The organism is Chitinophaga sp. W2I13 (assembly GCF_050434005.1).
Lineage (GTDB): Bacteria > Bacteroidota > Bacteroidia > Chitinophagales > Chitinophagaceae > Chitinophaga.
Genome location: NZ_JBNPWD010000001.1, coordinates 5,526,351 through 5,552,476, shown reverse-complemented (window position 1 = coordinate 5,552,476; position 26,126 = coordinate 5,526,351). Strand labels below are relative to the sequence as shown.

Genomic DNA, 26,126 nt, shown 5'->3' with positions numbered 1-26,126 from the left:
GATAATCATTCCGACCTCAGGCTCTTTACCGGATTTGCAATAGCCGCTTTAATAGCCTGGAAGCTGACGGTAAATACAGTGATGAGGATAGCCGCCATCGCCGCCAGTACGAATGCCACGGGGCTGATTGTGATCCGATATTCGTATTTAGTCAGCCAGTTTTGCAAATAATGATAAGCAACCGGGGATGCGATCAGGCAGCTGATCAACACCAGCAGGAGAAAATCTTTTGAAAGCAGTAACCATACCTGGGGAATAGAAGCACCGAGTACCTTGCGTATTCCAATTTCTTTGGTTCGTTTTTCTGCTACGTAGGAGGCCAGGCCAAAAAGGCCGACACAAGAGATCATGATAGCCAGCGAAGCAAAGATGCCTGCGAGCTTTCCAATCAGCGATTCAAAATCGAATTTTGCCGCATAGCTTTCATTTACAAAACGATATTGAAATGGAATAGTTGGATTATAACGATTGAAAACCGGAGCAAGTTTTGCGAGCGCTGCTTGTGTATTGACGTGAGGTGATAAACGATAGGTCACTACATTTGACCAGCCTGGCTCGTAAACAAAAATGGTTGGAACCGAGCCTGAAAATGGCGACAACATTAACGCATCTTTAACTACGCCGATGACTGTAGCCCGTTGTTCCACTGTGTGCCAGGTGATAATCTGGTTGATTGGATCCTTATAGCGCATACGCTTAACAGCCGCTTCATTGAGAACAACGCTCAGGGAATCCGCACCTTGATTTCCGGTGAAATTTCGTCCGTTTACCATTTTCATACCCAGCGTTTTAAAATAATCCGCATCGGATACACCGATAACTGCCAGGCTCAGCGTCTCACCAGGCAATCTGCCTGACCAATCTGTTACGCTGTTACTGGCCCAAAGCTCAGTAACGGGACTGGACGATTTGGTGACGCTGCTAATAACGCCTGTACCCATTATTTCGTTTTTAAAGGCCTCATAATTGCGCGTTAGGTCCCCGGTAGCATCAGTCATCAATAAACGGCTGGCATCATACCCTACAGGCCTGTTCCTCGCATGCTGGATCTGCTGATAAATAATGATCGTGCTAATGATCAGTATAATAGAACAGGTAAACTGCACCACTACCAAGACTTTTCCGGGAAGGTTGCCGCCTTTACCTGCCTGCATGGATCCTTTTAAAACTTTTACCGGGTTAAAGGAAGACAGGTAAAAAGCTGGCCGGCTTCCGGAAAGCAGGCCCGTAAACAGGACGTAGCCTGCCATGGCCAGCCAAAACAAGCCATTAGCAAAAGGAATGCTGATGGTGGTATGGGTAAGATTGTTAAAAGCCGGGAGTACCAGGACGACTAAAAGCAGTGAAAGCAAAAATGCCACCAGGGTTAAGGTCATGGATTCGGTTAAAAATTGTAAAATCAAGTCTTTACGGCGGGAGCCTATGGCTTTACGGATGCCCACTTCGCGCGCCCTTTTTTCTGAACGTGCTATGGAGAGATTCGTGAAATTGATACAGGCGATAACCAGGATGAGGATTCCGATGAGCGCGAACATCTTCCACGTAATCTATCAGGCCACTAGTTGCTACTCCATTCCTATACTCCGAAAATAAATGCCAGTCCTTTAAAGGTTCCAGGAACAGCGCCGCTTTTGTCTGTCCAAAATACTTAGGACTGTGCTTAACCAGTACGCCCTTTATTTTAGGTGCCAGATCTGCATAAGAAATATTAGGCTGCAAGGCAACAAAGGTCTGGAAAGAATTATTGTTCCAGTCATCAAGTGAATTTTTAACCCCTTCATCAGTAGCTGAATAGTAGGCAAAAGGCACAATAAAGCTAAATTGAAATGTAGAATTAGCTGGCAGGTCCTTGAGTATACCGGAAACACGTAAATCATGCGAATTATCAATGCGCACCATTTTTCCCACCGGGTCTTCCTGGCCAAATAAGGCAACTGCCGTAGTTTGTGACAGCACAATGGAATATGGATCACTCAGCGCTGTACCTGCATTACCCTGTATAAACGAATATTGAAAAATTTTCAGGAAGTCGCTTCCGGCCATTGCGCCATTAACGTTTATTCTTTTATCACCAACGCTCAGCGGATGCGGCCCCATCCAGTCCGTTTGTGCAACATACTTAATCTCTGGAAAATCTTCTTTCAGTGCCTGTGCCAATGGCAGGTTGGTGGAATTGGAAGTATTGATCTCACCGTTATTATTTGTATTATATCTTACCTTGTAGACCTGTTGGTAGCCAGGTAGAAAGCGATCATACGAAACCTGCACATAAACCCATAAGCCGATGAGCAAGGCCGCGGCCATTCCAGAAGCCAATCCCAGAATATTCAACGCACTGTATACTTTATTGCGTCTGATACCGCGCCATGCAGTCCTGAAATGAGTCTTTAGCATTTGAGCCGGGTCGCCAAAAAAATGCCAGGAATTAAGCAATATGATAATCAATAAATTATAGTAGTGCTTTCCGTTCACCTGTTCGATAATGAACAATAAATCGTTCACTTGTAGAACAGTTACTATTCACCAGCAGCAAACGGCCTTTCTAAAACGCACGCTGGTCGGACATTTTTCTTTTGACAGGGAAATATCTATATTGGGATGAATTTCTCTCAGCTCTGCTGAGAGTTTTGAATTACCGATTACTGTCCGTTCAAAAATGCTGCTATTAATCCGTCGATCCAATTCCCTTGCACTGTATTTCTCCCTTATACATAGCTTGAGATAAAATTCACGCTCATCTTGTGATTTAGTAGGACTAAAAATAGTTAGATTATTAGTCCAGGTAACCTCTTTTAACAGAGGAATAAGATCCGGAGAAGATTCGTAAGCTTCATAAAACTGTTTCATACGCCATAAATTTTTGTCAGAGAACCCCTTAAGTTCTGGTTCATTATGTGTATGTATTCCGCCAACTCATTAACCACAGATTGCCCCCACTCCGCACATTTCACTTTTCTGCTAATATATTCGCCAATATTCCAATACAGGCTGATTAACTCAATATTAACTGATCTCGTCGCCGCAATACGGTTTTTTTTGATCAGTTGAATTATCTCAAAAAATTACTTGCTTAACATAAGCGCAATATCCTTCTTTGCGCCAATAGGACTTTATATGCTGAGGTTAACAATAAAAGATTAACATAACAGTGTGTCCAACTGATACCAGGTAAAAAAATACCTGCTTATAAGGCAGGTATTTTTTCTATGATCCCTATGCCACAAACCCCAAACCCATTACTTACCGCCCCGGATCATATCCAATGTATATTGAATCTCCGGATCTTTACCAGCATGGATATATTGCTGAAACGCTTCAAAAGTCAGCTCTTTGTCGGGCTGACTGCCCCGCCCATTATCCTGCTTTGCCTTCATAAAATACACTTCGCTCATCGGAACGGTTAACTTACTTTTCGTTTTAGGCAGTATATAGGTATTAAACCATGCGGCCGTGGTAGACGCTTCACCGCTACCGGTTTCGGTGCCTACCAGCACACCACGTTTGTTATTCTTCACCAGCGCCGCAAAGTAGGTGGCCGCACTTACCGTGCCGCCGCTGATCAGCACATATACGTTCCCTTTAAAGCTATTCTTATCTGGCGGATAGTTGGAAATGGAGCCTTCCGTCAGGCGTGCATTGCCATAGTAAAACCCCGCCGCGCTGTCGTAATCGAACCGTTGTTTCAGGAAGTTCTCCGTCTCCTTTACTTCCGTTTCTGCCATCTTGGTGCCGTAACCATTCAACAGGTTTTCGGGATCATTCATCTGTATGTTCTTTGTGCGGTAATTGAATACATTATCGAACGGACGTAACGCCACAAAGGAATACAACAGGGCAGACATGTTCGGGTTACCGCCACCGTTCGACCGGATATCTATGATAACGTTACTGATATTCCGCTTCTTTACTTCTGCGAAAAAGTCGTTCAGCTCCTTATACATCGCATTTTCCTGTAGCATAAATGTAAGAACCGTCAGGATGGCGGTAGATTCCTTCTCCTGGTATTCCTTTGTTACATAGGCGCGCTTCAGGAAAGTATTAAAGGGCAGCTCTCCCAGGCTCCGGTTATGATAACCGGTTTTGGCGTCTACTGCTTTCAGCTGTATGGTAGTGGAATTTTTAGCGCCGTACTCTTTGTATACCACCTCATAGCTGGTGGCTTCCGGAAAAATGAGGCTGATAAACAAACTAAGACTTGTTCCGGTGCGATCGGCGCCTGTTCTGATAAAGCCATCGCTATAAGTGGCGTAGCCAATTTCGCTCAACAGCTTTGCGGCAGGCATTTTATTAATACTCAGTATCTCTGCACCAAAAGGAATGGTTTCTCCTTTCGCATTAACAATGACCCTGTCTTTAAAAGTGGTAGTCGCCAGGGGAAAGTGATTCATGCCATATAATACATTCACCACACGTTCCTCATCATAATCCAGTTTCAGATGCACATCATTGAATAACTGTACGGGAGAATACCGCAAACCGCTTAATATCGACGGATCTTTATCCAGCCTGTTCATCAGGGAATCCATTTTACGGTTAAACGTAACAGTGTCCGTGAACTTATAAGGATTCGGATGTTGCTTCTTCAACAGCTCAACGGCATATTTAAAATCATCTTTCAAATCCTGCCTGGTAAACCCGGTAAAAGGTTGTACCTGGGCCATAACAGATGTGGAGAGCAGGGACATAAGTATCCCTGAGGCAAAAATTTGCTTCATGCTATTTGTAATTTTTTAAATAGTTGATATGTTCAGGTGAGCGTTTCTCCCAGGCTACATTTTATTGATAAGCGCAATAATTCCTTCGTTTTCGATGATCATCATGCCTTGCCGGTCTTCGGTGATACCTTCGTGTAAAGTGTAAGTGTACCTGGGCACATTGCCTTCCAGTACAGTAGGCATGAACCGGAACTGCACATTGGGAAGATCTTCCAGTGCTTCCCCTACTTCGATGATATGAGTGGATACGATAAACAGGCAATTGTTGTATTCGGAGAACCCTCTCGTAACGGCCAGGGTACCATCAAAGGCGTCTTTCACGTTGGTGCCCTTAAACAATTCATCGAACATCAGCAGCAGGTGTTCGCCGGTGGCTGCGGCCAGCGCAGCATCCTTCACCCTTACTACTTCTGCGTAGAAATGGCTGTACCCCATCGCTATGTTGTCGGCCACGTTGATGCTGGAGAAGATGCCTTCCCGTACCGAAAACACCATTTCGGAAGCGGCCACCGGGAAACCTATATGCGCCATGTACATACCGATGCCGATAGATTTCATCCAGGTAGATTTACCCGCCATATTGGCTCCGGTGAGGAACAGGACATTGCTCCCCTCCATCATTTGTATGTCATTGCCCACCGCTTTTGAAATACAGGGATGCCTCAGCCCCCGGGCATGGAAGAGGTTTTCGGTTTTCTCCACTGCCGTTGCATAACAAAAATGCCGCTCCCGCGATACATTGCTGACTGCGATGTATACATCTGTTTCCGCAATGAACTGCAGCACGTCTTTCATAGCTTCGTTGTGCCGGTTGCGCAGCAGGAAATCGTACTCGGATACCGTCCCCGTCGACATTGATTTGTAGATGTCGCTGTCCAGGATTCTGCGAATATCCTTTTGGTGCATGGTGGCCAGTAAACCTTCCACACGGTCCTGCAAAGGACTGTTTTCGAGCTTCAGCAACTCCAGCAGTCCGAAACACTTCTTCAGTGTTACGATCGTCGCCTGCAACTGCAGCAGCGTATTTTTGAAACGACCGTCTTTCGTGAGGCCCGCCAGTACTTTTTGCAGTTGTATATCCACCGCTACCGCCCATTGCGATTTTCCTGCCGTAGTATCGATATATTCCCGCATCAGGGCAACCTGGTCGGCCTCAAAAGGAAATGCAACACCCTTCTCTTCAAAAAACTCAAAAATCGCTACCCGCCGGTTGATCGCGTTGGCATCATTCAGCGGATGGGAAAACATCTCATCCATCAGCTTCTCCCCGATCCGTGTTCTCACTTTATTGAATAAAAAGTATACGGACCCCTGACGGAATTTTCCCATGAGGTTCAGCTCCCCTATCGATTGGCGATCTATTTTAAAACTCATAATTGCTTATTTAATTTTTTTCCGCCTTTGTTTCCGTGCTTAAGAATGTCCAGTATACCTTCGTTATTAATGATAATCATTCCATGCTTATCATTGGTAACGCCTTCCTCGAGGGTATACGTGTATTCAGGTACAGTCCCTTTCATCACGGTGGGCAGAAAATAAAATGCGGCACTTTCTTTTTTCCGCAACTCGTCTGCCGCTTCTATAATATGGGAGGAGATGATAAACTTACTGTCTTTCCGGTTGGTAAACGCATTACACACAGCCAGGGTTCCTTCCAGGGCATCCTTCACATTCGTACCGCGGAATAATTCGTCGAACAATACAAACAGTGATTTTCCTTCACTGAGCTCCTGTCCTATTTTCTTCACGCGCAACACTTCTGCATAGAAGTGGCTGGCGCCGATACCCAGGTTATCAGGCAGGTTGATTGTGGTATATACGCCGTCCATCACCGAAAACTCCATAGAGGCCGCGGCCACCGGGAAGCCCATATGCGCAATGTAAACGGCGGTACTGAACGAACGCAGGAAAGTGGACTTCCCCGCCATGTTGGCGCCCGTAAGAAAGATCAGGTTGCAGGAAGGCGTCATATGCAGACTGTTGGCCACCGCATTTTTTAAAAGCGGATGGTATACACCATCCACTTTTAAAATGCTGGTGCCTTTCGGGTGCACCACGGGGAATACCATGTTATGCTTCAGCGTAACATGCGCCACTGAAACATACACGTCGATATGATAAATAAAATGCAGCAGTTGCAGCACCTTCCTTTTCTCCTTGCTACGGATCAACACATCAAAAGCCGTAACGGCAGCGAACGAAATTCTGGCATTCGGTTTCTCGTTAAACACCGGTATAAAAACCGGGTCATTCAATATACCGATAGCCGCCAGCCGTTCTTCCTCCAGCTCCTTCACCTCTGCCATTTCGGGCGACTCCAGGTATTTTCTGAGTGCATGGAAAAGATCGATGATGGAAATAATCCCATTCTGTACTTCCTTCTCGCTGAGCGACACTTTTGTTCCGCCATCCGGGTTATCGTCAAAAGAGATGTATTTCTCGGCCTGGTCCAGCATAGCGCCATCAAAAGGAAAGCTGGCCTTCATTTTCACGAAAGCAGTAATGATGTTGATCCGCTTGATGATCGCTTCCCTGTTGTTCAGTGGCTTCCTGAACATCGCTTCCATAATGGTTTGTCCGCCACGGGTAAACGAATGATTATAAATATCGTAAATACCTTGCGTGTCTGCTTTCGAAAACAACCGCAGATCATCCATCGTCTGCATATCTGTCTGCAAATACATAATTATACTTTTTATGAAACAGTTAAAGTACCCGCTATTTGCGTTTTCTTCTTATCAGTATGATGATACCTGCCACCAGGATCAGGGAAGGTATAACATATTGAAGTATCGTCTTCAATGTTTGCGCCGGGGCCTTTTTAAATCGTCAGCCATATATCCGTAGGCACTTTGAAATTATGGTAAACCGGGTATTTGTTATCAACCGTATAGCTGTAGAACGCATTGCCATAATCCCTTCCATCCCCTCTCGCTGCAGACATCATGTCCGCATCGCTGGAAATAATGATCTTCTGCAATTTGTTGCCAATTTTGCGGGTAAGCTGCAGGCCCACAGGATAAGGCGCTTCCTTCCTGTAATCCCCTTCCGCGGTACTGAATACCGGCGCTGCGGAGTCCACTACCAACAAGCCTCTTTCTACCCAGGTATTTTCATTGTTATGTAAAGTGGTAATCTGTTCTACCTTAAATCCGGTGGTATCAGAATAGCTTAATACACTGGCGCCAACGATAGCGGTATAGCAAGCTTTGACGATACCGTTTCTCAGGTAGAAAAACGGCTGCTCATCTGCCATATCCGAACCTTTCTTAGCAATCAATCCTAAAAACTTGTGCGGCATATCCTGCGGGTTCACCTGTACAATGGTGCCTTCATCCGCATTTACCCCCACATGATTCAGAATAGGGTTCATGATAAACTGCTTGCCTGGTTCGGAATAGAACATAGCATTTCCTCCATTGTCGATATACCGTTTAACACTATCGATAATGGCATTATCCAATAATGATTTCGGATCGGAAACCACCAGTACATCGTTGGGCTTAAACCTGCCGGAGCCCACCGCCGGGATGGTGTCGAAATTCAATCCCATATTAATCATCGCGCCCCTGGAAGCTTTATTGACTGCATGGTTCCCATATTCCCGTTCTCCGAACTTCAGCGGCGAACGCTCATAGTGCCCGGTAAGAAATTTAAACGTAGGCGTTGTATCATTCACTAAACGCAGCAAGCTGCCGGAAACATGTTTCTCATACGGAAAAACCTCCGGGTCGGGGTACGTTCTCAGGATCGTCTTTTTCCCTTTATACTCCACCTCCATCAATAAGCCTTTCGCTTCCGATTCCAGGTCGATGATCTGCCTGATTTCTGCCGGCTTTTTATATATCGAGAGATCGGTTTTATACATTTCCGCATACTTCTCCGCGATTTCATCCAGCGTTTTACCCGGGTATGCCTGGAATATTGAACTGTCTCCCTCGTTTACATCGTAATAATACACATATTTAAACTCCATATTGTTATAAAAGCGTCGGTACCTGGCCCAAAAGTTCCATAGATATGCATTGCGCGCAGTAGGCAAACCACTGCCGAGGTTATACCCTAACAGGTTAGTATACAGCGTTACCTTCAGTGGCGATCCATCCAGCTGTTTCAATACGCCCTGGGTATTTTCATGCAGTGTATTTATCTTGCCTCTCGTCACATCCCAATAGCCGATCAACCTGGGCAGGGAGCTAACAACGAGTACAACAACCGTTATCGCGAACGCCAACAGGTATCTGCCTGCCGATACACGCCACGACTTCGACTCAGTAACGGATTTCGTTTTGATGATGGTGAATATGATAAAAAGGGAAATAATACTGAAGAAGTAGACAAGGTCCTTTGTGGTAATCAGGCCAGACAGAAAGCTCTCCACTCTTCCCGAGCTGGAAAGGAAATAGGTGACATCCCGCACGTAATCCGTTCCCTGGAACAACATACCCAGCATAGTAAACATGATCAGCACCACAAATGTTCCGATCCCGGCAACAATCGGATACGAGGTTAAACTGGAGATATACATACCTACCGCCACATACATTGCCGCCAGTAAAAAGAACCCGAGCACCATGGACATAATATGCGGGAACTCTGCATTCTTAATAGAAAGGGTCAATATGAGCACCTCCGCCAGGAAAATCAGTATCATCAGGCATACAAAACTGTATACACCCAAAAACTTACCCAAGACGATCTGGCGTGTTTTCAAAGGCGACGAATGAAGCAACTTAATGGTTCCGGCAGAATATTCGCGGTTAATCACACCCATAGTCAACAGCGGAATGAACAAAAAGAAGATCATCATCACCGTATCGAGCCCTTTGCCGATCACCACCCGGGTTAACGGCAAATTGAGAAAACCATTGAAAGCACTCCCCTGCAACTCAAGGAAGGTGTCCTGCTGTAACGCAGTTTCCGCCAGGTTTCCCATAATGATGCCCCCACTGGACATCAGGAATAAAATCAATATAAACCATGCGATCGGCGAAAAGAAAAAATATCGTAATTCTGCCCGCGCTATATTAAAAACTACTCTCATTAGTGTAATGTTGAAGAAGAATTTGATGATAATTGTTTGAATACATTGTCCATACCGGAAGATTCGATATGAATAGAAGTGAGCCTCCAGTTTTTCTCTGCACTCTTCCTCACAATTCTTTCAGCCAGGTCGTCGTTGGGCTGGAAATAGATCCGGCATTTGTTATCCGGCAGCAACTCTACTTTCTGTACATCTTCCATCGCCATCAATTCTTCCGGCGGAGGCATATGGAGCATTCTCACCATCATGGTATTGGGCTGGAGAATGTTATTGAAAGCATCGAGGGTATCCGAAAACACCACCTGCCCTGATTCGATCATGATGATCTCTTTGGCGAGCAGGTTAATTTCAGACAATACATGCGACGACAACAATACCGCACGGTCCTGCGCAATTTCCTTGATCAGCTTCCTGGCTTCAATGATCTGATTGGGATCGAGACCGTTGGTAGGTTCATCGAGGATTACCACTTTCGGTTTATTGATGATAGATTGCGCGATGCCTACCCGCTGGCGGTATCCGCCCGACAAATTCTTTATAAGACGTGACCTCATCTGTGTAATGGACGTTTTCTCCAGTACTTCATCTACGGCTCCTTTGATAAGACGTCTATCCATTAACCTCAGCTGCGCGGAATACTCCAGGTACTCCTGCACCGTAAAGTCCAGGTACAGGGGCGCCTGCTGCGGTAAGAAGCCGATCTGCTTTTTATATTCAATAGGATCATCTTTGATGTTCAATCCATTGATGGAAACATTCCCTTCCGTTTGCAGCAAGGTGCCGCAAATGATATTCATGGTGGTAGACTTGCCTGCTCCGTTCGAACCCAGCAATCCGACAACACCGGTATCATTGATCTCAAAATTTATTTCGCGTATGGCCCAGGAACTGGCATACTTATGCGATAGGTTCTCCACCTTTAATATAGGCTGCATATAATGTTACTTATGATTAAAAACTTGGATTAAAAATGACCGATAGTTTTTGCCCTGGCCGAAAAAACACCTTCTGAAGTCCATGTTCCGGTCACCAGCATCGTACGTGCCTTAAACAGCCATTGGGTATTCGGCGTAGTAGTACCCGGGGCAATATTTTCGCTGGACAAGGTGGTCAGCGTGACGCCTGTTGCATGATCCCGCACCTCAAAACGGAAGTTGTTTACGGATACATTAGCAGGAACCTTTATAAAACCGGACAGCTGTTCATAAGCGAGATCCGTGGCCATGGTTACCGGTACCGGCTCCAGCTGCACCACATCGATCGGCCTGTTATCGAAAAGATTAATAATCCGGAGGTTCACCACACTGTCATTCAGGCTACGGGAAGGAAGTTGTTCCTTCACAGTTTTTTGTTGCACTTTCGCCGGACTACCATACACAAAATGCGTATAGATCCCGCCAGGCTCCAGTTGCAGCGTGGTTTTCAGGAAAGGATTATTGGACTGGAGCGTATCGTAGTTTCTGAATAGCGTAACTGGTTGGTTCATTTTATCGGTAGCATAATCAAAAGAGCTGCCGCTGCCAACATAAGACAGCCTGTTGTAGTATTTGGGTTGTGAATTTCCAAAATAGGCCAACAGGAAGGAGGTATTGTCGTTAATGCCATTTACAATCGTTAAAGACGCCGGAAATATCTCTTCCCGTGACTCCTTCTTACAGGAAGTACCGGATATCAGCAGACCTCCGGCTAACAGGACCGCTTTGAAAAATTCTTTATAGCTGAATTGAAACATCTTGCTTGATTTATATAGTGATCAACTTTTTACTAGTAGCCGGCATTCTGGGAGAGATGATTGTCCAGGAGGATTTCCTCCGGCGGAATGGGGTATAGCAACTGGTGCTGACTCCATGGCTGTTTGTAAAATATCTCCGAAAGCACCTGCGTGGCCTTGTTCGTCCTTTTCAGATCCAGCCAGCGATGTCCCCATTCGGCAAACAACTCTATGCGCCTTTCCTGTGCGATGGCATCCGTTACCTGCTGATCGGTTAAAGTATAAGGAAGACCACTCAATCCCGCGCGTACCCTGATAGCGTTCAGGTCATCGATCGCAGCATTTTTATTGCCTGCGCTCCGCAACATATTCGCTTCCGCCCTGATCAGGTACATTTCCGCGAGCCGCATCACTACATAATATTCGGACCTGAACCCTCCCAATTCATAGTTAGTTGAATTGATTTTATACTTGGCCGGCGAAAAACCGGCAGGTATAGATGTACCGCCGGTGATAGCCGTCGTCCATGCCGTTTTCCTGTTGTCGCCCGCTTCGAAAGCATTCGCCAGCGCCGGCGTGAGATACCGGCCTGTCATGGAAATCGCTTCTGGCGTGGCATTTCGCCGCGTTGCTGAAATGTTGGTCTGCTTCAACTGAAAAATAACTTCCCGGCTGGATACACTGAACACGTTGTTCAGATTTTCCAGTTTAAACAAATCTGTCCGGCTGATCACATCGTTCGCATGCTGCCAGGCTTTTTCATAATCCTTGGTAAAGAGGTATACCCTTGCCAGCATTGCCTTAACATACCACTTATTGATCCGGATGCGCTCCGTGTTGTTACCCTCATAATTTTCAGAAAGATACCCTGACGCCTCTTCCAGGTCGTTGATGATTTGCTGGTATACAGCGCCAGGGCTGGCAGAAGGGAGTTTTACTGTATTATTATAATCGATGGATAAGGCGAGCGGAATTTTTTCGAACAGGTTTACCAGGTAGAAATATCCCATTGCCCTCACTGCCAGCGCTTCGCCCAGCACCCGTTTCCGGTAGTCCTGCGTAAACTCATTTGACGTAGCAGCTTTTACACCTTCTATCAGCGCATTGGCATTGAAGATTCCCTTATAGGCTGTCTTCCATATTTTCGTGGAATACCCAGGGTTCCGCAATGTAATCCTGGCCGCCATCTCTACATAGTACTGGTAGTCCCCGCTGAGCGAAGGCTGATATAATTCATCCGCCGAATGCCCGGCAGCCAGCGTAATTCCCCCGGCGCTGTATAAATCGCTGCCCAGCTGCTCGTACGAATTAACTTCAAGTTCTCCTCCGCTGATCAGGTAAGAATATAAACCATTAAGCGCAATGGATGCCTGATCATCGCTCTGGAAAACCTGGTTGGTAGTAATTGAATTTACCGGGTCCTTTATATCGAGCAATTTATTGCACCCCGTTACCAGCAGGCCGGACAACAGCATACCGGTTGCATATATATTGAAAGCAAATCTTTTCATACAATTGATTTTAGAAACTTAATCTCAGGTTAGCGGCAATTCTTCTGATCTGCGGCGTAGTGCCCAATTCAACATCCGACATCCTGTATTGCGAGAATTTGAAAATCTTTGATGAATTCAGGGAAACCGTTCCCTGGGTCATGCCTACTTTCTTTAACCATGCTGCTGGCAGCATGTACGACAAACTAAGATTGTCCAGGCTGATATAAGCCCCTTTGGCATAGTAGGCATCCGATCCGGAAAATCCGCCGCTGTTGAAAGTGGAATACTTGGTGTAAAGCGCTTTGTCGCCCGGTTGCTGCCAGTGCCTGTCCTGGATTTCCTTATACATCACCATGTTGGCCACATTCCCGTACCCGAGATTATTCAACTTATCTTCCACCAGGGAATTTTCAAAGCTGAATTGTGCATCCAGCGACAACACCCGCTTGAAATCTACCCGGAAGCCCATCCCACCGAAATATTTAGGATTCAGGTCAATCACCCGGTAATGATCGTCCAGCTCCGTATCAGGAAAATTCGTGGAAGATATTCCAACAGGTTTCGCCCCATCCCCGTTATAATCCTCAAACTCAGGTGTTCCTTTCATTGGATTGATACCGATATAGTGCGAGTAGGACTTGGCGGTTACAGAAGTCCCTATCCTGTACATATCCTTGTAAGGAGAATCTTCCAACCCTTCGAAAGCTACCAGCGTATTATTGTTCTTACTTACCTGGAAACGTGCGGTCAGGCCCCAGGTCTTTGTGTTCAAAATCGTTCCATCCAACATCAGCTCCACCCCTCTGTTCCGGATAACAGCGGGCCAGTTGCCCACCACAGAAGCAAACCCTGTGAATGCCGGCGTGGTAATGTTTGTCAGCTGCTTTCCGTCCCTGTTGATGTAGAAGTTCCCTTCAATGTTCACAGTACTGTTGAAAAATCCCACCCGGGCGCCTACTTCAAACTTGCTGGCGCTGGACCAGCTGTATTTCTGGTTAACGGGTTGTATGAGCGTATAAATAGTCTGATCGTCATAATCCGGCAGTTTGTCCAGAATACCCGTTGGAATATTCGACCAGCGCGAGAGGTATTGATAATCGCCCACATTGGCATTCCCCATCACGCCATAGGTAGACCTGATTTTGGCAAACGAGAACCAATCCATGCCGGCATTTTTAAACCATTCTTCATTAGATAAAACCCATGACACCCCTGCAGATCCGAAGTTCCCGAAACGGGTCCCGCTACCGAAGCGCGAAGAGCCATCCCTCCTGCCGTTTAAACTAACGATGTACTTATTTTCCCAGTCGAATGCCACCGTTGCCAGCAATGAAGCAACTTTCAGCTGGGCATAATTATTCATTGCCTGCAGCACCTGGGCATTCGAGTAGCTTTTGATGAGGTTATCGTTCGAGAACATCATTGCTATCGTTGTTACCACATCCTGATCGGCATAACTGTAGTCTGCTGCCAGTGAAGCCGACACCCTGGCGCCGCCGAACAGTTTAACATAGTTGATACTTGGCCTCACCAGCAGACTTTTTCCGGAACCATTACCGAAAATTGCCATGCTCATGGGAAAATACATGGGATCTTTCCCGGCTTTAGGCATATAGTAGCCGGTTTTATTGGAGAAAAATTCCCCGCTAAAGCGAACGCCTGCCGTCAGGTCCTTAAATATTTCGTAAGTAAACCCAACATTGGTCTGACTTTTCAGCGTTTGATTCTCCCCCCAGTTTTTAATATCCCTGAATGGATAAATGCTCCCATACTGGTTCCTGTACGGCTCAAAATTATATTGCCCCTTCTCATCATAAATCCACGGAGCATTGGGCGCCAGCGAGTAAAAGTCCAACGTAGCGGCAGTTTCATTGTTGGAATAGGTACTGTTGGAAGAAAGTTCCACCATCAGCTTGCCGTTCGGGCTGCGATGGTTGAAAGACAATCCTACTGTTAAACGATCGTTCCCTCTCCCCTGGTTGTACATTTCCGTTGTGGAGGTATATCCCACACTCACGCGGTAGGTATTCTGCAGCAATCCGCCTTCCACACTCAGCTGCACATCATTCGACTGCTCATTTTTGAAGAAGACGCGTTGCCAGTCGGTATAGGCCTTGGGATCCCAGATCGTGAGGTCCGGGGCATTATCGCGGGTAGGAAGAACTGCATCATTCAGCATTGCTTCCTTTCTCACCGCCAGGTACTGTTCTGTGTTCATCATATCCATGTAGCGCTGCACGCCCGAAAACACTTTGGAGTAGCTGACATTAAACCTGGTAGGACCTGGTTTTCCTTTTTTGGTAGTGATGATGATCACGCCGTTGGCGCCCCTGGAGCCATACAACGCGGTGGCATCCGCATCTTTCAGCACATCCACGCTTTCAATGTCCAGGGGATTGATCATATACAAAGGGCTTTCAGTAGTTGAATACCCGCCGCTAACAGGTGTGCCTGCACCCAATGGATTAACAGATAAAGTAGCAATCGGCAATCCGTCAACCACATACAGCGGATCTGTAAACATGTTTTCGTTCAGCACATTCCGTCCGCGTAGTTCTACCTTCCTCGCCCCTGCTGTGTTGGCCGATTGGCTGATCCGGAGGCCAGGGACGCGGCCTGCGATCGCGTCCAGCACATTTACGACGGGCTGCCTTTCAATATCACTGGCTTTCACTGTGGCGATATTGGCGGTACCGATTCTTTTATTGGTGGTGCCCAAAACAGTGACCTGCACTTCATCTAATTTGTTTTCGGAAAGCACCAGCTCCGTGTTGTATGCCCTGGCAGCAAAAATCGGTTCCGTTATTTTAAATAAATGATCCACATAGCCGATATAGCTGATCCGCATCTGGTCGCCCACCTTCATCGGCACCTGGACCGACCCATTCCCTGCGGTCAGATAATTCCGCTTGTCGGTAAGATTGCTAATGGTAGCGCTGACCAACGGCGTGTAACCGGAAGAATAGACATAGACCGTGATCGATTCCTGTTTCGCCGGTACCGTATCAACGGGCGGACTGGCTACAGCCGGCCTGGACTCCTTCTGGGATACCAGGATGTTTTTGTCGATGATCTTGTAGGTCAGTGACTGGTTCTCAAATACCTTGTTGAGAAAGGCTCCCAGGTCAATTCCCCTGGCAGTGATGGTGACCGGTTTTGCCACTGATAAGGCAGTAGCCTTGTACAGGAAAACATAATCGGTTTGCGATTCTACAGCTGCAAAAACTTTTTCCAGTGCAACGTTTTTACCGTTAAAATTGATGCTCTGTGAAAGCCCTCTGGCAGATACCTGCAACAGGGCAGCGGTAAGGAGAAAGAATGTTAGCTTCATAACTAACAGAGATTTGGTTGAGCCACGTTTCCATCCATAGGGAACCCGTATGCAATAAGAAATAATTAGCATAGCTTTGCATCGTCCGTCCTTTTCATAAAGGGCGGAATGTTTAAGTGAATAAATAAGCAGTCTTTAACCTGATTGTGATGATTACATTACTTGAACATCTACCGGGAGTGTCGCAAGCACTTCCGGTTTCGTTTTAAGCAACCTCTTTTATTACTTGCTATCTTACATACAAAATATTTCCCTTCAGTTCGAAATTCACATCCATCGTTTCCAGCACTTCTAATACATTAGACAAATTGGTATTGCGGTGCATTTTCCCTTTGAAGATGACATTATCCGGCTTTCCAACGTATTGTACATCTATATTGTACCATCTTTCCAGCTGGCGCATTACACTGTATAAATCCATGCCGTCAAAATTAAACAGGCCGTTTTTCCATGCGATCACGTTGCCCGCATCAGGCGTTTCCGTTACGGTCAGCGTAACTCCCTCCGATGCATCCGGTTTGCTTAAAACCCCTGTCTGGCCGGGCACAAGTACCTGGGGAGGCGTGGTGTGCTTATCGCCTGCCAGCGGCGTTATTTTCACAGCGCCGGTCAACAGGGTTGTGCGAATTGTTTTTTCGTCATCGTACGTGTTCACATTAAATGAAGTACCCAATACTTCCAGTTTCATCTGACCGGTTTCCACTACAAATGGCTGCCAGCTCTTGCTGGCTACTTCAAAATAAATCTCCCCGCTGATTTTCACCCTTCGTTCCCCCGCTTTGAAAGCGACCGGGTATTGTATAGAAGACTCGGCATTCAGCCATACTTCCGTTCCATCGGGAAGAGTGACGTGATACTGGCGGCCTTTAGGTGTGGTAATGGTATTATGGGCCACTCCGTCTGTAGCAGCGGAGGCGTCGTATTTAAGCTCGTTATTGCTCAGCGAGATTTGCGTTCCGTTCTGTGTAGCGATTTTCCCTTCGCCCAGGCTGTCCAGCACCAGTTGCGTACCGTCTGCCAGTGTCAGGATAGCGCCGTTTTTACCCGGTGGAATGTCGTGCAGGGCGGATTTCCGGCCAAAAGGGTCAGCATTTTGTGCACCAGGTGTGAGGAGGAAATAAGTGGATATGCCTAACCCCAGCACAAGTACCGCGGCCGCCCATTTCCAGGTGCGAAGGAACTGCATCCGGCGTACATTTGATTTTGCAGGTTTGTTGGAAAGAAAACGCTCCATCGCAGCGGTTTCATCGAACCGGGCCATGGCCCGCACATTTTGCTGTTGTATGTCAGTATTGTTCAATTCCATCCATAACTGCCGGTTTTCGTCGCTGGCAGCGATCCACGCATCCAGCTGATCCTGCTCGTCGGCCGTAAGCGTGCCCTGTTGCGAACGGGAAATAAGCGCAGCTATGATGAATGGATCGTTTAAAGAAGACCCCATGTCTGATGTGTTTATCTTATTACAACATGGTATTCCGATCGTACTAAAAGAATCGAAAAAAAATTATGAGTGGAGGGAAAACGACAAAAATAAGGCTACTACAGCCGGCGACACGCGCATTCTCAGCAGCTTCATGCCCCTGGTTTTCTGGTTTTTAACCGTTTGGAGTGAAATAGAAAGGATTTCGGCGATCTGTTCGTTCTTCAGTCCGTCGATGTAACTCATACGGACGATCTTCCCGCATTGTTCGGGCAGGTTGCTGATCTCGCGGTAAATTACCCTGAACACCTCCATGCGGATGATATCCAGGTCCTCGCCTGTGGCGACCTTTTCCTGCTCGTGAAGGAATTTAGCCTGGCGTTCCTTGCTATGCTGTGCCCCTTTCAGGAAATTAAGGGCTGCATTACGTGTAGCCTTGTACAGAAAATCCTTCAGATGCCGGAGATCCTCGAAGGCATATGGCTTCTGCCATAATTTTTCAAAAACGTCCTGCACAATATCTTCTGCATGCCCAGGCTCGCCGATAATAGATTCGGCGTAATGGCAAAGGGCATTATAATACTCTTTAAAGATATAAGAATAATGCAATGTATCCCCCGAAGTCAAGCCCCGCAAAAGCTGATACTCATTATTAAAAGATTTCCGCGACAAGTTTGCACCCCGATTTTAGTTGAAATGTAAAAATAGTCAAAAAATCAAGCTATAAAAATGCAATTGAGTAGTGGGATTTTTTCCAGTCTTAACCAAAAAACTATATCCACATCAACAAAAATCGTAAATTGATCATGATAGTTCTGTTCCTGTTTGTAACTTAAAGTTAACTGATCATGAAGTTTAAACTAATTTTATCGTTTTTTCTTTTAACCACTTGTTTTGTTTCATTTAGTCAAGATATGCCATCTGGAAAATCCCAAAATCACGACATTACTGTTACTGAAAAAGGCTTAATAAAGATATCCGTCATGTATCCATATGCCGAGGGTAAAACTTTCAATATGGAGTATTATGAAACTAAGCATATGCCCATGGTGGCTGGTTTTTTAGGGGTAAACCTGGTTAAATATACTATTGAAAAAGGGCTTTCCAGCGGTATTCCTAACCAACCTTTACCCTTTATGGCTATTGGTACATTCTATGTAAAAAGCCTGAGTGAATATCAGGCGGCTATTGCTCCAAACAGGGATGCGATTCGTGCAGATTTTATAAACTACACCAATGTCGTTCCTGTCATTTTGGTGAGTGAGGTGGTAAAATAAAGCTAACATAGCGATTTATTTCCGGCATGTATTTATAAGGAAAAACAAATAAATTTGTGGCAAAAAAAATGGAAACCCAAACAAGCCAGGTTACTGTAGAAGAGGAAAAGCAATTGATCCTACTTACACTTAATGATTATCTTCAAGGACGTCCGGTACTGGATATCAAAAGGATCCGGGCGGCGTTTCACCCTGATGCCAACATCAGGACCGTCATAGATGGAAAGTTGGTTCAGTGGGCGCTGCCACAATACCTGGACCTCGTTGCCCAGGCAACAATACAGGAATGCCAACCCGAACTCATTTCATTTACCTGGGACGGAGACACTGGCTCAGCCCACGTGCAATTGACTTTTGCCACCTTTCGGTTCATTGACCGGTTTAACCTGATAAAGTTAGACGGGAAATGGCTGATTGTGGATAAGGTTTCCTATCGGCAAGAATTACCGTGAGAGCTCTCCTGCTTCTATAGAAAGAACTATAGGTTAAAAACAAAAACCCGTTTCTACTGAGTAGAGACGGGTTTTTCTAAAGTCCAGTGATCACAGCACTACTTTCCGCCAACACTAAGTGAAAACTCCACTACTTTTGACGGCAAACATTGGTGGTCGTCACAGGCCATAAATTCCACGCATCCTTTAATCTTAGTGGCCGCCTTCCCCTTTAGCATTATCTGCTGAATAAAATTAACTTTTCTCTCATAGTACTTCAATTCTGTTTTAAAATTATCGTCATAAGCTTTCTTCAAAGTTCCGGATTCCTCAACTTTTCCCACGAACGTAACCAACGGATTCTTATTAAACCGGAATGAAGTAGGAATGGGGCCTTCTCCGGTTTCCTGAGCATAGATATGCCAGCGTACATCAATATTCGCTGTCATTTGCAGTTCGATTCGCTTTTCATCGATTTTCTTTGCACTAAATGTCCATTTTACGGGGTTCTCGATTTGCGCACTGGCAAGATGGGATAGTAAAAGCAGGAAAACTGCAACCAATAGATGTCTCATATATATGTTTATTGATTCAACATTCATTTTTAGTACTGTAATTAGACACTACTCACTAATAAAGTATCAAAACAGCCGTTCGTCCCTACCTTCATTAAAAAAAATTTCAGGTCATTCCATAATTAATCTAAACTACCATATTGGATTACCACAAAAAATACTACTTTCAAAGTAATTTCAAATTGCCATCAAAAAAGATTCAATGGTTAAGGCATGTCGTACAAAAAGTGCTATACCTGTTGTATATGCAGTCGGAGATGAAAATAAAAACCAGTGCCGTTAATCAATGAAGAAAGAAACCGGTAAAAAACTAATGTATGTGCTTGCGGCGATGCTACCAGTACTAACCGGGGTATTGTTATATCTGGTGGTCAGTGCGCTGCCATTTATTGATAAAAGAATGCGACTGCCGGCAGTCGCCACCAGTTACCTGCTGATTACAGTCATACTTTGCATGGTCTCTATTTACAAGCCCGCATTTAAATTCTCCATGATCTGGGCAGGTGTATTAATATTCGTGTCGCTTTTTATGACCGAAGACCTGCTCTGGCCAGCCGCCATACTGTGGCACAAGCCTTTGGCCCTTATTATTGCTATCGAAATCATGTTGCTGCTGGTTCTCGTTATCGCTATTATCCGGGTTTTCCGTTTAACCCTGGCGACACTTCGCAAGGAGCTTACTAACAACCACGAGCCACTTTTTTATAAGATTTTTGCACTACCGATGCTGGCATTCGGAGTGTTTCTCTGTTGGAGAGCATGGGATAAATTTGTTTGCACGGGTATCTACCTGTTACCCGGGAAAAAAGTTCATATCACAGCGGTGGTTACCAGCAATGGTGCTGTAAGAGGAAAATATTACTATCACCGGTATTGGAATATGCAATTCCCGAACGGGAGCAGGGAGAAATTCTGGGTGTATGCCGCTGCCAATACAGAAGATGGTTATAAATGCAGCACCAACCCTGATCCCGGACCAGGTACGGTAGTATACATCACCGGCCGGAAGCACTTTCTCGGTTTTGCCTATGAAAGTGTTGATAGCATCAAAAGTGAAAAGGGGGAACGGATTTGTCCCCATTGAGAAGGAAGATTGAATCAACAGAACATTCACCCAGACAGACATCTCACGACAGATGATAACACCGTACAATCATGGCAAAATTGAAAAAACTATTTCCTATCTTCTGCATGCTGATCGTTGCACTGTCGTGTGATGAATCAAAATTGTCTAAAGGCCCTGTAGCCAGCCTCTCGCTCATCCGCGCAGAAATCAATATCACGCAACGTTTACATAGCAAGATCGAAAACCAGGTGGTGGTCATTTTGTCCGATGAAGAAGGGAAGACCATTAAAAACGATTCTATCAAAATTTATGTGAACGGGGCGGAAGTAAAGTACACGGTCAGACAAGGACTCTATTACACATCCAGCACTTATTATTTAAAGGATAGTGCTAATCCAAAAAACAATCAATTCAATTTTGAAATAGCGCTTCCGGATGGTAAAAAATCATTCCTGGCTGAGGTGGATGCCCTTGACCTGGTAAATGGTCAAAACATCAGTTATACAGAAAAGGGAAATCTAAATAAGGATTATGAAATAACCTGGAAAGAGCTGACCGGCGTAAATTACCTGGCCATCGCGAGAACCCTGAAAGTAAAAAAACAGGAGGAGCCCAATATTACTACCTATGAGGAGCATATGCCGGATACGATCAGCATTCATTCTGAAGGGCGTCATGTGGTATCTAAGTCAACTTTTGATAGTCCAACGCACCAGGTCAACATACTCTCGTTCAGATTTATTGCTCAAAAAATTGGAAAAGTAAGTCCTGAGCTGGCCAAAGGTAGTAGTATCAGTATTATAGGGAGTATTGAAAGAAGTGCGTCATTTGAGTAGCTGCGTAAGCCTTTAAGAAATCTACATTTTTATACCTTATACGCGAAAGAAAAATGGCGACACAAGTAGATCTCTACGGAGAAAAAATTAAGACAAATCCGCTTGACACCGACGTCTACATGGATAACAATATAAAATCCGCCCTTAGTTACTGTTTTTATGGCCGCCTATAACGGTGAAGCTTATATTGAAAAGTCCATACAAAGTGTCCTTGATCAGAGCTTTACTGATTTTGAGCTATTAATTGTTAATGACGGCTCTACGGATCGTACATTTGACATAGTTGGTAAATTTACCGATCCCCGAATTCGTTTAGTTCACAATGATGGCAATAAAGGTCTTACTTTCACCCGTAACCGTGGGATTGAAGAGGCCAGAGGACAATACATTGCAATTCTGGATTGTGATGATATAGCCATGCCTGACCGGCTCGAAGCGCAAACCAGTTTTTTAGATTCGAATCCTGAAATCGCATTATGCGGAGGGCAAGCCGTAACTATTGATGAATCCGGCAAGCAGACCGGAAACTTAAATGTGATGGCTGGAGATAAGAATATATCTCCTGAATTGGTATTTCACAATACATCAATTCAACCTTAATGATCAAAAGTTCAGCCATGCTTGAGGCAGGTGGATATAAAGATTTTTCTCCCGCGGAGGATTATGAGCTTTCTTACAAAATCTCTTTGCGTCATCCGGTAGCAAACCTTAAAACGGCGTTAATATTTTTTGCGGCGCGGACTTACCATATTCTTATAACAAGCAGCTTATCGGTCATCGTATAACAACACCTTACAAAATTTGATCAATAATATGCAGGAACAAAAAGGGAAATATGAAGGCTTACAGCATGATGAGCTGGGGATAAAGATTCGATCAAACGACAATCCTTATCAATCAGTTGACCCTCAAAAAAAATTGCTGCAACCCCGCAGATTATCTTCTTATTTTATTGTATTAATTGAAAGCGGTTCCATTACATACAATATAGACTTACAAGACTTTACGCTTACTGACGGGCACCTGCTTTTTGCAATGCCCAATCAAATTTTGACGCCACCCGCTAAAACAGACAATCTCAAATAATTCAAATTACTGTTTGATGAAAATACATTGGTCTTGTTGCCACAACAATTTCCTTTTTTAGTCAACCCTTTAAATGCACCGACCATAGCTCTTGACAGTGCTGCAAAAGAAAGAGTAATAAAGGTTTTTGGGATTTTAAATGAGATACTCTACTTAGATAAATATGAAACCGATACTGAAATAATATTAGCTTATTTGAACTTATTGCTATCAGAATTAAACAGCGCCTATTTCAAAAATAAAGAACACGCCAATATCTTAAATGCAAACCTTTCAAAGTTTATTGAATTCAAATTAGTTGTGGAAACATCTCTTACAGAGCAACCTTCTATCAACGCAATAGCAGAAAAATTAGCTTTATCTACCAACAGTTTATACCGGATTGTAAAAGAATACGCCGGCACATCGCCCAAAGACTATTTTATTAACCGCCTGATGGCGGAAGCTCAGAGAAAATTGCGGTATTCTAATATTTCCATCAAAGAATTGGCTTACGAATTGGGTTTTAATGAGCCCGATTATTTTTCAAGGCTCTTCAAAAAAAGCACAGGAAAAAGCGCCAGTGAATTTTTACCCAGGCAAGATTTGTCGGGAGAATAAACAGATTTGTCCATCTCCGCTATTTTTGGCCCCTCTACTTTTGCTTTATAAAATTCATACAACATGAAATTTGCATTAGTAACAGGAGCCAACAAAAGCATTGGCTTTGAAGTTGCACAGCAACTTGCTCAGGAAGGAATGTATGTTTACCTCGGCAGTCGTAGTTTAGAAAACGGCGTTGAAGCCGTTGGTAAACTAAAAGCAAAGGGATTAAACAATGCAGAAGCTATTCAGCTTGACATTACAGACGATGAATCAGTAATTAAAGCCCGTAAAGAAATAGGTAAAAAAACAAACGTGTTGGACATACTTATTAATAATGCGGGTATTTATGGTGGTTCCCCACAAACGGCACTTGATTCAACGATTGACCAGTTTAAGGCAGTTTATGACGCAAATATCTACGGCGCAGTGCGGGTTACGCAGGCATTTATTGATTTATTGAAAGAGTCGTCAGCACCCCGCATTGTAAATGTAAGTTCAAGTCAGGGTTCAATTACCCTCCACAGTGACCCAACATATAAATACTACGACTACAAAGGCGCTGTATATCTTTCTTTCAAATCAGCCTTGAATATGTACACGGTGGTTTTAGCATACGAGTTTAAAAATTCTCCTTTCAAAATAAATGCCGTTTGCCCTGGATTTACAAAAACAGATTTTAATGGACATCGTGGACCCGGAACGGTTAAAGACGCCGGAAAACGGATCGTAAAATATGCGCTGATTGACAATGATGGCCCTACTGGGAAATTTTTCAGTGAGGAAAATAATCCCGAAACAGGAGCAATACCCTGGTAGTGGGCAGCTGATCTGGAATAGATTTTGTGCCCTGGTATCCCGTATATGAGTACACAAAATCTCAACATACAGATCCTGGCGGCACCTTCCATATTGGGGCTCCGCACGAATGGCGTGCAGGACCTGGCAGCTGCCCTGCTGGGAGCCGGCCTCGACCGGCTGCAGCCCGAACAGCCGGTGCTGCACCTGGCTACCCTCAACGCGCAGTACAGTGATAAAAGAGACCCAGACACCCACTGTCTCAACCCGGTGCCGCTACGCGAATTCTCTATCGAGCTGGGAAAAGCCGTCAATTTACTGCTGGATAAAGACCGCTTCCCGCTGATATTGGGCGGCGATTGCAGCATCCTCCTGGGTATCATGTCAGGTCTTAAAGCCCGTGGTAAATATGGGCTGATCTTTATAGACGCACATGCCGACTTCTACGAACCCGAAAAATCAGTAACCGGCGAAGTGGCGGATATGGACCTGGCGATTGTTACCGGCCGGGGACCGGATATACTTACCAACATCAACAACTCAAAGCCCTATGTGCAGGATGATCACGTGATTCATATAGGTCAGCGGGATTGGGAGGAGACAAAAAAATACGGCTCGCAGGATATCCGCGAAACTACTATCATTCGTTATGACCTGGAAAACATAGAAAAGGAGGGAATAGAACAAGTTACAGCTGCTGCAATAGCAGACCTTAATCCCGGCCTGGATGGTTATTGGATCCATTTTGATACCGACGTATTGGCTGATGAGTTGAACCCTGCAGTAGAGTATCGCCTGCCCGGCGGCCTTGATTTTAAGCAGTCGGAATATTTTATTCAGCAACTTCTACGTACCGGCAGGATCATTGGTTTTGATGTCACCATCTTCAACCCCCGCTTCGATACTACCGGACAGATCGCCCAAAATATCAGCGATACCATTGTGCGTGCCTTCCGTTCCTGTAATGATAAACACGTGTTTTGATTGTCGGTAACACTGGCTATCCTTTAGAGAAAGGTGAGCTAGATAACGGAGCGAATGATGCTTCTGATTTTGCAGACAGATTGGAAATATTACAATTTCTTCCTTTAGCATGTAAAAATTTCTGTTGCATACTTGTAGCACGACTACCTAAAGTTCAACATACTACCCTTATGCACCTTAAATCCTATCATGTCACGGGGAGCAGATACAGGACTCAGTAACTGTTTAAGGTAATCGAAGATCAGTCTTATATCTTCTCCATGGTTACTAACTTTATTTTTAAGTTACTCCACCTTCAATAAAATGTCCTTGTGAGGTGAAATCATCTCCCGCATCCGATGAAATATCCGTATTATCTGGATATTTACAGCTATGGCTCTCTCACTGTTCAAAACACAGGAAAGCATAGTCACACCTTGCTCACTAAAGCAAAAAGGTGCCTAGCGAAGTCCCTTAAACTCTTCGTTAGAGGACGCAAATTGCGTCCTCCAATTCTCAAACTCTTCTTTGTTCATTTCAAACATAAAATCCTCAGGAAACCGACTTATATTTCTTCTTACAGCCTCTTTCAATCTTTTAGTTTCAACACCATAAAGTTCAGCGAGGTCACGGTCTAACATAATTTTCTGTCCTCTGATAAAATAGATTTTATCCATTATTATTTCATCTGGAATTGAAGTTTGTTTAATATTTTTAGCCCTAAATAATACTTATATTAAGAATAGATTCTTCGCTGAGCAAAACTAGTCGTTTGCATAAACTGCATGCTTTATTGTT

At 44.8% G+C, this 26,126-nt stretch carries 24 protein-coding genes and 1 pseudogene; 9 read left to right on the top strand and 16 right to left on the bottom strand.

The genetic code is table 11. The annotated features are described in order from the left end of the window. Nucleotides 1–5: 5 nt before the first annotated feature. The 14 genes from QFZ48_RS22940 to QFZ48_RS22875 form a co-directional block, all read right to left on the bottom strand. Nucleotides 6–1,535, bottom strand: a complete 1,530-nt coding sequence (locus QFZ48_RS22940; protein ID WP_429063787.1) for an FtsX-like permease family protein — start codon at nt 1,533–1,535, stop codon at nt 6–8. Further along, on the bottom strand, nt 1,429–2,502 hold the full coding sequence (locus QFZ48_RS22935) for an ABC transporter permease (protein ID WP_429063785.1): 1,074 nt from the start codon (nt 2,500–2,502) through the stop codon (nt 1,429–1,431). Before QFZ48_RS22935 ends, QFZ48_RS22940 begins: the two co-directional genes overlap by 107 nt. A gap of 18 nt (nt 2,503–2,520) precedes the next feature. Next, on the bottom strand, nt 2,521–2,904 hold the full coding sequence (locus QFZ48_RS22930) for a DUF1016 N-terminal domain-containing protein (protein WP_429065545.1): 384 nt from the start codon (nt 2,902–2,904) through the stop codon (nt 2,521–2,523). Then, nucleotides 2,844–3,044: a DUF1016 N-terminal domain-containing protein gene (locus QFZ48_RS22925; protein WP_429065542.1), complete on the bottom strand. Its 201-nt coding sequence runs from the start codon at nt 3,042–3,044 to the stop codon at nt 2,844–2,846. Before QFZ48_RS22925 ends, QFZ48_RS22930 begins: the two co-directional genes overlap by 61 nt. A 192-nt stretch (nt 3,045–3,236) precedes the next feature. Next, the gene (locus tag QFZ48_RS22920; RefSeq protein WP_429063783.1) at nt 3,237–4,715 is read right to left on the bottom strand and encodes a S41 family peptidase; all 1,479 of its coding nucleotides are present in this window, start codon (nt 4,713–4,715) and stop codon (nt 3,237–3,239) included. Nucleotides 4,716–4,769: 54 nt separating this feature from the next. Beyond that, the gene (locus tag QFZ48_RS22915) at nt 4,770–6,089 is read right to left on the bottom strand and encodes a MutS-related protein (RefSeq protein WP_429049339.1); all 1,320 of its coding nucleotides are present in this window, start codon (nt 6,087–6,089) and stop codon (nt 4,770–4,772) included. Beyond that, complete coding sequence (locus QFZ48_RS22910; RefSeq protein WP_429063781.1) at nt 6,086–7,399, bottom strand: MutS-related protein; 1,314 nt, start codon at nt 7,397–7,399, stop codon at nt 6,086–6,088. Before QFZ48_RS22910 ends, QFZ48_RS22915 begins: the two co-directional genes overlap by 4 nt. Before the next feature lie 137 nt (nt 7,400–7,536). Beyond that, nucleotides 7,537–9,759: an ABC transporter permease subunit gene (locus QFZ48_RS22905; RefSeq protein WP_429063779.1), complete on the bottom strand. Its 2,223-nt coding sequence runs from the start codon at nt 9,757–9,759 to the stop codon at nt 7,537–7,539. Next, on the bottom strand, nt 9,759–10,694 hold the full coding sequence (locus tag QFZ48_RS22900) for an ABC transporter ATP-binding protein (RefSeq protein ID WP_429049346.1): 936 nt from the start codon (nt 10,692–10,694) through the stop codon (nt 9,759–9,761). The genes QFZ48_RS22905 and QFZ48_RS22900 overlap by 1 nt, the downstream gene beginning before the upstream one ends. A gap of 29 nt (nt 10,695–10,723) precedes the next feature. Beyond that, nucleotides 10,724–11,491: a hypothetical protein gene (locus QFZ48_RS22895; protein ID WP_429049348.1), complete on the bottom strand. Its 768-nt coding sequence runs from the start codon at nt 11,489–11,491 to the stop codon at nt 10,724–10,726. Nucleotides 11,492–11,523: 32 nt separating this feature from the next. Next, nucleotides 11,524–12,981: a RagB/SusD family nutrient uptake outer membrane protein gene (locus tag QFZ48_RS22890; protein ID WP_429049349.1), complete on the bottom strand. Its 1,458-nt coding sequence runs from the start codon at nt 12,979–12,981 to the stop codon at nt 11,524–11,526. Nucleotides 12,982–12,991: 10 nt separating this feature from the next. After that, on the bottom strand, nt 12,992–16,294 hold the full coding sequence (locus QFZ48_RS22885; protein ID WP_429063777.1) for a SusC/RagA family TonB-linked outer membrane protein: 3,303 nt from the start codon (nt 16,292–16,294) through the stop codon (nt 12,992–12,994). 229 nt (nt 16,295–16,523) lie between these two features. Further along, nucleotides 16,524–17,735, bottom strand: a complete 1,212-nt coding sequence (locus QFZ48_RS22880) for a FecR family protein (RefSeq protein ID WP_429063775.1) — start codon at nt 17,733–17,735, stop codon at nt 16,524–16,526. 63 nt (nt 17,736–17,798) lie between these two features. Beyond that, nucleotides 17,799–18,386 (bottom strand): RNA polymerase sigma factor, encoded by a 588-nt coding sequence (locus tag QFZ48_RS22875; RefSeq protein ID WP_429063773.1) that lies wholly within the window; start codon nt 18,384–18,386, stop codon nt 17,799–17,801. Nucleotides 18,387–18,562: 176 nt separating this feature from the next. On the opposite strand from QFZ48_RS22875, the gene QFZ48_RS22870 reads away from it, so the two are divergent. Continuing rightward, the gene (locus QFZ48_RS22870; protein WP_429049355.1) at nt 18,563–18,991 is read left to right on the top strand and encodes an EthD family reductase; all 429 of its coding nucleotides are present in this window, start codon (nt 18,563–18,565) and stop codon (nt 18,989–18,991) included. A gap of 68 nt (nt 18,992–19,059) precedes the next feature. After that, nucleotides 19,060–19,443 (top strand): nuclear transport factor 2 family protein, encoded by a 384-nt coding sequence (locus QFZ48_RS22865; protein WP_429063771.1) that lies wholly within the window; start codon nt 19,060–19,062, stop codon nt 19,441–19,443. A 98-nt stretch (nt 19,444–19,541) separates the two neighbouring features. On the opposite strand, the gene QFZ48_RS22860 is transcribed toward QFZ48_RS22865, so the two are convergent. Continuing rightward, on the bottom strand, nt 19,542–19,997 hold the full coding sequence (locus tag QFZ48_RS22860; RefSeq protein ID WP_429049358.1) for a protein-disulfide reductase DsbD domain-containing protein: 456 nt from the start codon (nt 19,995–19,997) through the stop codon (nt 19,542–19,544). 286 nt (nt 19,998–20,283) lie between these two features. Here QFZ48_RS22860 and QFZ48_RS22855 point away from each other — a divergent pair, with 286 nt between their 5' ends. The 7 genes and pseudogenes from QFZ48_RS22855 to QFZ48_RS22825 all read left to right on the top strand — a co-directional run bounded on the left by QFZ48_RS22855 (nt 20,284) and on the right by QFZ48_RS22825 (nt 25,349). After that, nucleotides 20,284–21,081: a hypothetical protein gene (locus QFZ48_RS22855; RefSeq protein WP_429063769.1), complete on the top strand. Its 798-nt coding sequence runs from the start codon at nt 20,284–20,286 to the stop codon at nt 21,079–21,081. A gap of 71 nt (nt 21,082–21,152) precedes the next feature. Then, nucleotides 21,153–21,899, top strand: coding sequence for a hypothetical protein (locus tag QFZ48_RS22850; protein ID WP_429063768.1), 747 nt, complete (start codon nt 21,153–21,155; stop codon nt 21,897–21,899). A gap of 150 nt (nt 21,900–22,049) precedes the next feature. After that, nucleotides 22,050–22,499 (top strand): annotated as a pseudogene (locus QFZ48_RS22845) (glycosyltransferase family 2 protein); the annotation flags it as partial. 213 nt (nt 22,500–22,712) lie between these two features. Then, nucleotides 22,713–22,985, top strand: a complete 273-nt coding sequence (locus tag QFZ48_RS22840; protein WP_429063766.1) for a hypothetical protein — start codon at nt 22,713–22,715, stop codon at nt 22,983–22,985. A gap of 33 nt (nt 22,986–23,018) precedes the next feature. Beyond that, nucleotides 23,019–23,585 (top strand): helix-turn-helix domain-containing protein, encoded by a 567-nt coding sequence (locus tag QFZ48_RS22835; protein WP_429063765.1) that lies wholly within the window; start codon nt 23,019–23,021, stop codon nt 23,583–23,585. Between the two features lie 63 nt (nt 23,586–23,648). Next, entirely contained in the window at nt 23,649–24,386 is a 738-nt protein-coding gene (locus tag QFZ48_RS22830) for an SDR family oxidoreductase (protein ID WP_429063763.1), read from the top strand. A 45-nt stretch (nt 24,387–24,431) separates the two neighbouring features. After that, nucleotides 24,432–25,349, top strand: a complete 918-nt coding sequence (locus QFZ48_RS22825) for an arginase family protein (RefSeq protein ID WP_429063761.1) — start codon at nt 24,432–24,434, stop codon at nt 25,347–25,349. 440 nt (nt 25,350–25,789) lie between these two features. Here the strand turns inward: QFZ48_RS22825 and QFZ48_RS22820 are convergent, their stop codons facing one another. Then, nucleotides 25,790–25,969 carry an ORF6N domain-containing protein gene (locus QFZ48_RS22820; RefSeq protein ID WP_429065539.1) on the bottom strand — a complete coding sequence of 60 codons (180 nt, stop codon included), beginning with the start codon at nt 25,967–25,969 and terminating at the stop codon, nt 25,790–25,792. Nucleotides 25,970–26,126: the final 157 nt, after the last annotated feature.

Coding starts and splice junctions, on each gene's coding strand:
- QFZ48_RS22920 (WP_429063783.1), bottom strand. CDS start 4,715: ATGAAGCAAATTTTTGCCTCAGGGATACTTATGTCCCTGCTCTCCACA.
- QFZ48_RS22890 (WP_429049349.1), bottom strand. CDS start 12,981: ATGAAAAGATTTGCTTTCAATATATATGCAACCGGTATGCTGTTGTCC.
- QFZ48_RS22820 (WP_429065539.1), bottom strand. CDS start 25,969: ATGTTAGACCGTGACCTCGCTGAACTTTATGGTGTTGAAACTAAAAGA.
- QFZ48_RS22880 (WP_429063775.1), bottom strand. CDS start 17,735: ATGGGGTCTTCTTTAAACGATCCATTCATCATAGCTGCGCTTATTTCC.
- QFZ48_RS22860 (WP_429049358.1), bottom strand. CDS start 19,997: ATGAGACATCTATTGGTTGCAGTTTTCCTGCTTTTACTATCCCATCTT.
- QFZ48_RS22865 (WP_429063771.1), top strand. CDS start 19,060: ATGGAAACCCAAACAAGCCAGGTTACTGTAGAAGAGGAAAAGCAATTG.
- QFZ48_RS22855 (WP_429063769.1), top strand. CDS start 20,284: ATGAAGAAAGAAACCGGTAAAAAACTAATGTATGTGCTTGCGGCGATG.
- QFZ48_RS22870 (WP_429049355.1), top strand. CDS start 18,563: ATGAAGTTTAAACTAATTTTATCGTTTTTTCTTTTAACCACTTGTTTT.
- QFZ48_RS22905 (WP_429063779.1), bottom strand. CDS start 9,759: ATGAGAGTAGTTTTTAATATAGCGCGGGCAGAATTACGATATTTTTTC.
- QFZ48_RS22915 (WP_429049339.1), bottom strand. CDS start 6,089: ATGAGTTTTAAAATAGATCGCCAATCGATAGGGGAGCTGAACCTCATG.
- QFZ48_RS22840 (WP_429063766.1), top strand. CDS start 22,713: ATGCAGGAACAAAAAGGGAAATATGAAGGCTTACAGCATGATGAGCTG.
- QFZ48_RS22910 (WP_429063781.1), bottom strand. CDS start 7,399: ATGTATTTGCAGACAGATATGCAGACGATGGATGATCTGCGGTTGTTT.
- QFZ48_RS22900 (WP_429049346.1), bottom strand. CDS start 10,694: ATGCAGCCTATATTAAAGGTGGAGAACCTATCGCATAAGTATGCCAGT.
- QFZ48_RS22895 (WP_429049348.1), bottom strand. CDS start 11,491: ATGTTTCAATTCAGCTATAAAGAATTTTTCAAAGCGGTCCTGTTAGCC.
- QFZ48_RS22885 (WP_429063777.1), bottom strand. CDS start 16,294: ATGAAGCTAACATTCTTTCTCCTTACCGCTGCCCTGTTGCAGGTATCT.
- QFZ48_RS22850 (WP_429063768.1), top strand. CDS start 21,153: ATGGCAAAATTGAAAAAACTATTTCCTATCTTCTGCATGCTGATCGTT.
- QFZ48_RS22830 (WP_429063763.1), top strand. CDS start 23,649: ATGAAATTTGCATTAGTAACAGGAGCCAACAAAAGCATTGGCTTTGAA.
- QFZ48_RS22940 (WP_429063787.1), bottom strand. CDS start 1,535: ATGTTCGCGCTCATCGGAATCCTCATCCTGGTTATCGCCTGTATCAAT.
- QFZ48_RS22825 (WP_429063761.1), top strand. CDS start 24,432: ATGAGTACACAAAATCTCAACATACAGATCCTGGCGGCACCTTCCATA.